This is a genomic window from Caloramator sp., assembly GCF_020054765.1.
Lineage (GTDB): Bacteria > Bacillota > Clostridia > Clostridiales > Caloramatoraceae > Thermobrachium > Thermobrachium proteoclasticum.
The window spans coordinates 1-8,715 of the sequence record NZ_JAIHAO010000060.1 but is presented as its reverse complement, the minus strand read 5'-3'; the positions used below and the strand labels follow the sequence as shown (position 1 = coordinate 8,715).

The following is an 8,715-nucleotide window of genomic DNA, read 5'->3' as shown; positions in this document are numbered from 1 at the left end:
AGTATCTACTGCAAAAAATACAATGGCTCTTTTCTTAAACTGGAATAATAGTTCATTGGGGCTTCTATCTTTCTTGTACTGGATTATTGCATCTTCATAAGTCTGACCAGTGAAAGCATTTTTAAGTTCCAGCACAACAACGGGAAGTCCGTTGACACAGATGAGCATGTCAATGCTGTTTTCGTTTTTGGTGCTGTAGTGTACCTGTCTTGTGACGGATATCCTATTCTTCTTATAAAGTTTCACCATTTCATCGTTTAATTTGCTGGCAGGCTGAAAATAGGCAAGGTCTAAGTACACACCATAATCTTTAATCCCATGCCTTAATACATCAATCATGCCGCGGTTACTAAGTTCCCGGTTTAATCGGGTTAAAATCTTAAATTGATACTGGTCCTTATAGATTTCTCTTAATCTCTCCATTTTCTTGGGCTGGGTATCCTCTAAAAAGTCAAATAGGATTTTGGTATCAAGGGCAAATTCTTTGTTATAGTCGTCAGGGTTACCCTTGATATATCCAGATTTAAGAAGATGCTCCTCAATATATTCTTCAAAGCCCTTTTCTGAAAGTTCCACAGGTGTTTTGGCCATTTCTGTTCACCTCTTATGCTTTAAAATTAGTTATTTGCATAATCCCTGACATCTATTTTACCAGTAACGGCTTCGGATATGAGGGATTGGCGATATTCTTTGAGTTTTTCTATTTGTACTCTAATGTTTGATATCAATTCATCTATCTCAGATGTTTTTTTATCAAGGAAATAAGCAATGGCTTTTTGCTCTTCAAATATTGGCAATAAAATGATTAATTTAGATAATTTACTTGCTTTAATCCCTGTCGCAGTTGAACCTGTTGCATATGATTGCAAGTCATGCTGAAAACCATGTGACATAATCCAATATTTTAAATAGTAATTATCTAGTTGCATCTCTTTACCTCTAAACTTAATTACTCTCTGCGCTAAAGCAATATCTGTTCTATCGACATTAGCCACTTCCCCAAGAGGGGCTTCTGTAGTAAAAAGGACATCTCCAATTTCCGGTAATCCTCTTCTCATAATCTGCGCATACTCTTCAGTCTTAACATATTCTTGGGAAAGTGAATAATCAATGCGTCCATTTTTTATATTTTTAGCAGTAACTAAAAAAACACCTTCATCAACTTTTTCAGGAGTTTTACCTCTATAATCTACTATTGAAGAAATATATTTTGTAAAACTAGCAACTTCCCAATGTTCTGGTATCTCCCCAATCCACTCAATTCCTGAATCCTTCATCCTTACATTTGGATTAAGTCCTTTGGTAACGGCTTCAGTTATAACCGCCTGCCGTTTTTCCTGTAGTAGTTCAATCAATTTTTCCTTATCAGCAATCAAGCCATCTATTTCAGCAGTCTTTTGGTCAAGGAAATTGGCAATAGAATATTGTTCATCAATTGAAGGTTCAAATATCCGAACTTCCTTTAACCTATTAACTGGTACACTCACCTGATTTATTGCATGTTTTGCAATTGCCTTTACACTTTGATTAAAATAATAACTCTTTAGAAAATATAGTAACCATTTTTTACAGACATCGTCAGATGGTCTTATTTGTAATAGGTTCATGCCATTATAAAGATTTATATCAAAATCATATATAGCACAATTACCTACCATGGCTAAACTGTTTATGTGTGAAAATAATATATCACCTTTATCTAATTTATATTTTTGTATATCTTTGAAATAATCAACATATCCCACCTTGTCTAAGTCAATTTTGCCGGAGGAAATTGTTTCAATTCTAGTAACAACATACTCTGATTCATCAATTTGCGTTGCGGTAGTTCCATTACGTATAAATTTTATTACATGTCTAAGGCTTTTCCCTTCCCAATTCTCCGGTATCTCCCCTATCCACTCAACACCCGAATCCTTATACCTTTCATACCTCTTAAACTTACTCATTCACCCATCACCTTCTTCAATTTCTCCAAAATGCTCTGTTCAAGTTCTTTAATCTCTTTCATAATCTCTTCAGAAGGTCTGAGGGGCTGGTATTTATAAAAATGCCTTGTGAAAGGTATTTCGTACCCAATTTTAGTCTTGCTTTCATCTATCCAGGCATCGGGCACATGGGGCTTTACTTCCCGTTCAAAATACTCATGAATATTTTCTTTCAAAGGTACATTTTCAGTATCCCTCAAGTCTGGGTCTGGCTCTGGATTCCCTTTGCTGTCCACACAAATATCCGCTGTTTCGTCTTTTTCAGACAGAGCAGATATGATAGCCTTTAATAAAGAACTATTCAATTTCATATCCGTATTTTTAAAAGCCTTCTTGAGTACTTTTGTGAAATCATCCCTGTTTTTATACAGAATAGTAGAATCCATTGTTTTTAAGGTTTCTATGATTTGTTTTTGGAGTTTCTTGCCTTCTTCTATCTCTTTAAGTCCTGACGCACCTTTCTTTCTGGATTCGGCAAGTTTCTTAAAGGCCGTCTCATTATACAGATTATTGATTCTCTCTTCAGTTACCTGGAAATTTAGCCTTAAAGGCCTCTCTACAACTATCTTCTGATATCCGAAATCTTCATTATCAAAAATCTTGCAGTATTCGTTCTCCTTAAACTCACCGTATATCCTCGTAATTTCTTTTATCTGTTCCTCAGTGATTTCATTTCTCTTATTTCCAAGGCTTTTTCTCATTTTCTGATAGAAGTCCACTGCGTTGACCAACTGTATTTTACCTGTCCTTACAGGTCCCTTCATCGGGTCACTATTCTTTCGGTTGGTTACTATCCAGATATAAGTAGAAATACCTGTATTGTAGAATAACTGGTCAGGCAGTGCAATAATCCCTTCGAGCATATCATTTTCAATTATCCAGCGCCTGATTTCCGATTCCCCCGAACCTGCATCTCCAGTAAATAAAGGAGAACCGTTAAAAATAATAGCAATACGGCTGCCTTTTTCATCCTGTTTCATTTTAGATATCAAGTGCTGTAAGAACAGAAGGGAACCGTCAGATATCCTTGGAAGCCCTGCACCAAATCTGCCATTAAACCCGTCTTTTTCATGTTCATCTTTAATAAATTTTTGTGCTTTCTTCCATTCTACACCAAAAGGCGGATTGGTAAGCATATATCTAAAGGTTGCACCCCTATGTCCATCTTCAGTAAAACTGTCTCCTAAAATGATGTTGTCGGCATTTTGTCCTTTTATAAGCATGTCAGATTTGCAAATACTAAAGGACTGTGGATTTAATTCCTGCCCAAACAATTCAACATCTATCTCAGGGTTTAATTCTTTTAGATATTGCTCTGTAACTGAAAGCATACCTCCCGTTCCTGCACAGCAGTCGTAGACAGTTGTAACAAGTCCTGGTTGTGTCAATTCCTCGTTATCTTCATTTAAGAGAATATTTACCATGAGTTTAATAACTTCACGAGGGGTATAATGGTCCCCTGCTTCCCCGTGTTCAGAAAATCTTCTAATCAATTCTTCAAATATGTATCCCATCTCGGTATTACTTACTACATCGGGATGCAAGTCTATCTTATTAAATTCAGATATAACAAGGTAAAGAAGATTATTATCATTAAGTTTTGTAATCTGTTTATCAAAATCAAAATATTCTATGATTTCCCTGGCGTTCTTGGAAAAACCGTTAATATAATTTCTTAAATTATTTGCTATATTATCAGGGTCAGCCAGCAACTTTTCAAAATCATATTTACTTGTATTATTAAATTCCTGCTTTGAAATTCTATTTAAAACAGGGTCCATATTTTGAAGCCCTGTTTTTTTTAACATCTCATAGCGTTCTAATACCTCTTGCTTGGTTGCTGCAAGAACACAGTCAAACCTCCTAAGAACGGACATTGGAAGAACCACATCCCCGTACTGCTCTTTCTTATAAGGCCCCCTCAAAAGTTCTGCTATGCTCCATATAAAGTTTACTTTATCTTGAAAGTTAATCACCTTATCACTCCTATGTTTTTTCAATTTTGACATATTAAGTTATATATACACGTAAAATTATATCAATCTATACTTTTATATTCTATATTTTTTTAGATTTTCCTTTGCAATTTGCATCTTATATAGAATATTCTAATTTTTTATAGGTTCTTTTTTATGTATACGTAAAAAACAACATGCCTCCAAAGGCATGTATAATTAATTCTTTATTATGCAATAATAGGATTTTTCAAAGATAATGCCATATAGAATAGTTCATCTAAATACAACATCAACTTTAATGAATTTACTTCACTATCATAATTTACAGCCTGTCCATGAAATATTTTATGTCTGCTAAAGTCATGTACTCCATCTGGCTTTTCAGGATTAAATCTGACATAAAATGAATCCATGCAGTTAAAAGCATAATTAACAATAAAACCATCTAGTTCTTTAGCCTTTTCTTTAAAATTATTATACAAAAGGCTAAATTTAAATGCCGTTACACCATAAACATCTCTCATAAAATCTCGAATAACGCCTTCAATCATTAATGCCCATACTGAAACAGATAAAGAATACATCTCTAATTTATGAGCATGGAAGGCATCTTTAATCTTTTTTCCCCACTTGCTAAAATATTCTAGTTCATTCCATTCGCTTATTATCTCTTCAAGTTCTTTGCAGTCATCGGCTTTATAATAATCGCATATTGTTTTATCGACATCTTCCTGGCTTAAAGTTTCTTTGTTTTCATGAATGTAGTTAATTATGTCTATAGGAAGAGAGCCAATGAACCACCACCCAAATTTGAGCATGGTCTTGGCTTTTTCTTTCAAACTTTCCTTGATATTTGTTCTTGCAAGAAGAATAGTCTGTATCCCAAGTAAAAATGGTTTTATATTGTTAATGATATTTTGCTGCACATTTGCAAAATTAAATAACTTATCATGATATTTGAAATTAAGTATTTTATTTAATTCTGCTCCAAATATCTTTATATGGGTCTGAAAATCCCTATTTATGGCTCTTCTAAGTGCTTCTTGGCTTTCTAATGTTGTTTTCACATATTCCATATTGATTGGCTGCAGTATGTCCCTTATAGCATTTATTTCAGAATAAAAGTTTTTAATTGTTGCATCAACAATACTCGTTGTTGACGCTAATGCAGACTTCATTTCTATTATTGACTTACCAATGCTCCTTTGCACTGGATTAATTACTTCCATATATGTACCTATCGTATTTGCCATCTTACTTGCAGTGGCAGCCATCTCCATCAATGCTGAATTGCCTATAATATTTTGATATGTTGCCCCTATATAAACTACAGCAGGTCTTACTGTTTCTGTTATGCTGTTTATTCTTGAAACTAATTCTATACTTGGAAATAAGTTCTTGCGGAAATCTGTCATATCAAGTTTAGGTTTCAGTTGCTGTACGATTTTCCCCATCTTCTCACTATACTTTTCTTTCTCTTTTTTATGTATCAAATAAAATTTTTCAAAGAAGTCATCAGTTTCTTTAGATACTTCTTCTTCGATTTCTTTTAAATAATCTGAATTATATATGATTTTTTCTCCTATTTTTTGTAAATCCTCATCAAATAACTCTTCTATATCACTTATATCAAGAATAGGAAATTCATCTTCTTTATAGATAATTTTTCTATTGCTGTTAATTATTTTAAGAACCATTCTACAAAATGATTTTTTATAATCTTTTGTCTCCTTAAAGGCTTTTTCATATGTAATTGCAGCACTCATACTATAATAAACAGGTATTTCTATTTCTCTACCTTTCCAATTTACAGGTACCAATTTTATTGCCTTTTTATGAGCCTCTATGATATCTTCTGTACTGTTAATCCTTTTTGTTTCTTTAAGTTCTTTCTCCATAAAGACACTCCTACTCTTTACCTAAAACTGTCACTTATATTTTATGATATACTACTTGAATATTCAATAAAACTAAATGTTTTATCTACATTCGTAAAAGGAAGTGACCTTGATAAATATCCATAAGCATTTAAGTTTTCCTGTCAATATCCAGGCAACTTTTATTAAGTATTATTGCTTAGCCTAGTATCCCATACCCCTGGAAAAATCTTATCTTACTCTTCTTATTTACAAGCCGTATACAAAATCTTTATCACTCATAATTTCTACACAAAAAAAGTGCAGGATTCTCTCCCACACCTTACTCCTTATTCCTTATACCTCATATACCTTATTCCTATTTATCACTATCCCCTACTTTTCATTTTTTAGGTACTTCGCAATCAGTTCATCTAGTTTCTGACTTAGTTTCAATGTCTCTTCATTATTTATTCCTTTACCCTCTTGAATAACTCTCTTATTCAACTCATTTCTTATTTTTTCAATTTCTTCCCTTAAATCCTTTAAAGTATTAGTTTGTACCTTCTGTTCTTTCTTTATTTCCTTTTCCCTATACATATCTTTATCTGCCATTTTTACTATTTCCTCCAAATCACTTAAATAATCACAGCAGGCTATTCCTGCACTGATTTGAATATCTAAGTTTTCTTCTATAGTTCTTTTACTAATCTCTTTCCTAATTCTTTTTACTACTTTGTACGCAGCCTTCCTATCCTGATTAAAAAGTAAAACTATGAATTCGTCGCCTCCATACCTTATCCCTAAATCCTCTTTTCTTATACTCCTTTTAATCGCTTGTCCAACTATTTCAATAGCCTTATCACCTGCCAAATGCCCATATGTGTCGTTAATTTTTTTCAGGCTATCTATATCTATAAGGATTAAGGAATACTCTTTTATTCCTGGATGATAGATAGTTCCATTGCTAATCTGCTCCCAATAGTTCCTATTATATAAGCCTGTTGGTGCATCTATAAAGGCTTTGCTGCAGTTGCTACATTTATGATGTCTCAAAGCAATGGTAATTATGTGATAAGGCTGGTCGGCAATATATAATTTATCAATTGCCACGCAATAATTCCCTGAATTATATTGAACAGATGAATATTCAGGTAACTTCTCCAAAATGTCCAATTTTTTAAGGTAATTATAGGTTTCTTGATTATTAATACTGCTGTACTGAATCTTGTGTTCTTGATTCATTACAATTCGAATTATCCCGTTAGTTTCAAAGTCTTCCTTATACATTACAATTAGCCTCCAAATTTACAATATGTTCTTTATTAGAACATATTATTGCACAACTTCGGATAAAATACAATTGTTCCAATAAAGAACAGAAGGTGGTTTATTATGAAGTTAGTATTAGATTCCGAAGAACGCAATATCGCAGGTTCCAGAGTTAAAATTGCAAGACTAAAAAACAACATGACTCAGCAGGAACTATCAGTGAAACTTGAAACATTGGCTGTTTACATTGATAGAGCCAGTATTTCAAAACTCGAACAACAAAAAAGGATTATCACTGACATTGAATTAATGGCTTTATCTCAAGTACTAAATGTAAGCGTCAGTTGGCTTTTAGGGTTAGAAAAATAATCTTTGTTCCAATAGAGAACATTATAATATATACCCTTATTCTTGTAAATCTAACAGCGCCTTGTCCTTCCCTTATCCCCTATACCATAAAGAGATATCTACTAGAACACACTATTTTGTTTGTTATATATTTACCCACTTATTATAGTAGAAAAACAAAACACACCTCCCCTATACTTACGTAGTATAAGAGAAGTGTGTCCCTTTCGGCAGTATATCTTCATATTACCATATTTTAGTTGTAAATACAAGAATTTATATTATTTTACCTCAGCAATCAATGTCCACCGAATAGCAGTCTTGCTAACTGACTGTATATCATTCTCTGTTGTGTTTACTTTTACGTAATAGGGCCTTAAATTAAACCTGTAACCTTCATGCACTAGGGATTCAACCACCTTCACAAGGGCTTTTACTGTCATATACGTTGCCTTTACACCAATAGCATCAATGTGGACAATGCCATGCTCTACTACACACTTATAAATTGTATCAGCAACAGCAGTAATATTACTATCTCCTGCAACCTTTAAAACCTGTATACTCATAATCATATTCCTCCTATATGCTTATTTGAAGCATTTTAAGAAGGAATATTTTATTTTTTCAAGTTAGTTTTTATATAACAAATAAATAGTATTGTTATCTTGTACAAACAGTTAAACTTTGTTTGTTATTACTTATAAACAGTGGTGGCAATATGTTTGCCAAATCCAGACATATTTGCACCACTGTTTGATAAGGAGTAACAACTTATTTTACATTTTCAATGTTATATATTTTTCAAATACTTATTATAAAATAGATTTCACAGTTTAACTGTTTGTAAGGGTCAACAATGAATGAAATATTTGAAATCTAATATATACACAGTTCAACTGTTTATAAGGATTTAACAATCCTTTTATATTTCTATATATATTATACTGGCCTCAAAATTGAAAACGTGACACTTTTTTAGAAATTTTTTAAAAATTTTTTGATTTTATTCTACAGCACTTTTCAACCCTGTATTATAATCTTTAACAACTATTCTTTTTTTATCATATCTTATCGGCTGTAGTTGTGCACTTTTATACGCTTTATCTACCTGCTCTTTTGTGGCCTCTCCTGCATCCTTTGCTCCTTCAAGAAGCATCTTATAGATATTTTTGAACCCTAATTCCTGAAGACTCTTTACGTTATTCTCAAAACCTTTTAATCCAGCCTCATCGTTGTCAACAAGTAGATATATCTTAATTTTTTCTCTTACATTCTCATACAACTGGTAAA

At 32.8% G+C, this 8,715-nt stretch carries 8 protein-coding genes; 1 reads left to right on the top strand and 7 read right to left on the bottom strand.

Annotated features, from left to right (window positions below; translation table 11 throughout):
- The 5 genes from JG776_RS11785 to JG776_RS11765 all read right to left on the bottom strand — a co-directional run.
- Positions 1–591 (bottom strand): type I restriction endonuclease (locus tag JG776_RS11785; RefSeq protein ID WP_291967745.1); only part of this gene is annotated, 591 nt, incomplete at its 3' end.
- A 26-nt stretch (positions 592–617) separates the two neighbouring features.
- On the bottom strand, positions 618–1,949 hold the full coding sequence (locus JG776_RS11780) for a restriction endonuclease subunit S (protein WP_291967743.1): 1,332 nt from the start codon (positions 1,947–1,949) through the stop codon (positions 618–620).
- Complete coding sequence (locus JG776_RS11775; RefSeq protein ID WP_291967741.1) at positions 1,946–3,964, bottom strand: class I SAM-dependent DNA methyltransferase; 2,019 nt, start codon at positions 3,962–3,964, stop codon at positions 1,946–1,948. The genes JG776_RS11780 and JG776_RS11775 overlap by 4 nt, the downstream gene beginning before the upstream one ends.
- Before the next feature lie 209 nt (positions 3,965–4,173).
- On the bottom strand, positions 4,174–5,844 hold the full coding sequence (locus JG776_RS11770) for a hypothetical protein (RefSeq protein ID WP_291967739.1): 1,671 nt from the start codon (positions 5,842–5,844) through the stop codon (positions 4,174–4,176).
- A gap of 354 nt (positions 5,845–6,198) precedes the next feature.
- A complete protein-coding gene (locus JG776_RS11765; protein ID WP_291967737.1) occupies positions 6,199–7,092 on the bottom strand; it encodes a diguanylate cyclase in 894 nt (297 codons plus the stop codon).
- Between the two features lie 105 nt (positions 7,093–7,197).
- Between JG776_RS11765 and JG776_RS11760 the strand changes: the two genes are divergently transcribed.
- Complete coding sequence (locus JG776_RS11760; protein ID WP_291967735.1) at positions 7,198–7,443, top strand: helix-turn-helix transcriptional regulator; 246 nt, start codon at positions 7,198–7,200, stop codon at positions 7,441–7,443.
- 260 nt (positions 7,444–7,703) lie between these two features.
- Here the strand turns inward: JG776_RS11760 and JG776_RS11755 are convergent, their stop codons facing one another.
- Together JG776_RS11755 and JG776_RS11750 are read right to left on the bottom strand one after the other, a co-directional pair.
- The gene (locus JG776_RS11755) at positions 7,704–7,991 is read right to left on the bottom strand and encodes a stage V sporulation protein S (protein ID WP_291967734.1); all 288 of its coding nucleotides are present in this window, start codon (positions 7,989–7,991) and stop codon (positions 7,704–7,706) included.
- A 437-nt stretch (positions 7,992–8,428) separates the two neighbouring features.
- The coding region (locus tag JG776_RS11750) for a hypothetical protein (RefSeq protein ID WP_291967732.1) at positions 8,429–8,715 on the bottom strand (287 nt) is incomplete at its 5' end.